The organism is Paraburkholderia piptadeniae, from assembly GCF_900007165.1.
In the GTDB taxonomy this organism is placed as follows: domain Bacteria; phylum Pseudomonadota; class Gammaproteobacteria; order Burkholderiales; family Burkholderiaceae; genus Paraburkholderia; species Paraburkholderia piptadeniae.
Map to the genome: position 1 here is coordinate 1 of NZ_CYGY02000191.1, position 657 is coordinate 657.

The following is a 657-nucleotide window of genomic DNA, read 5'->3' on the forward strand; positions in this document are numbered from 1 at the left end:
CCGCACGAATTACGTGGCCGTCCTCGCGCTCTCCGCCATCGTACAGATAACGCCTCCGATTCTCGAGAACGCTCCCATTCGCCCCCCGTTATTGAGCAGTTACCATTCCCGTAGCAGTTATCCACAGGCTCATTCACATTCTCTGTGCACAACTTTCACCGGCCATGTGATAGGAAGCAATCGACGTCAGGGGCGGCCCGGGCGTCAATTGTCCATGGCGCTGAGGTGTCGGACCATGTTGCGGCCCTGACGTCAGACGAGAATAGTGCCGAAGGTCTTGTTCCGCCCGCCGGCCTTCGCGCTGTACAGGGCTTCGTCGGCGGCCCTGATGACTGACGCCACAGTATCGGCGACCTGCCCCTGCCAGGTCGCGGCACCAATGCTCACCGTGACGTGCCCCAGGGCGGCTGGCGCGTGTTCAATACCCAGCCGCGCCACGGCCTTGCGGATCGCTTCGGCGACCGCCAGCGCGCCCGCTGCGTCCGTATGCGGCAGCACAATCACGAATTCCTCACCACCATAGCGGGCCGCGCTGTCACCCGGGCGCCGTATGTTTTCGGAAATGCAACGGGCCACCGTGGCGAGCGTGTCGTCCCCCGTCTGGTGACCATAGGTGTCGTTGTACAGCTCGACGTGATCGATATCGACGAAGAGGAT

1 protein-coding gene is annotated in these 657 nt (G+C 62.6%); it reads right to left on the reverse strand.

Annotation, left to right across the window (positions count from 1 at the left end):
* Positions 1–252: 252 nt before the first annotated feature.
* On the reverse strand, positions 253–657 hold a 405-nt coding region (locus BN2476_RS44260), incomplete at its 5' end, for a diguanylate cyclase (RefSeq protein WP_143811240.1).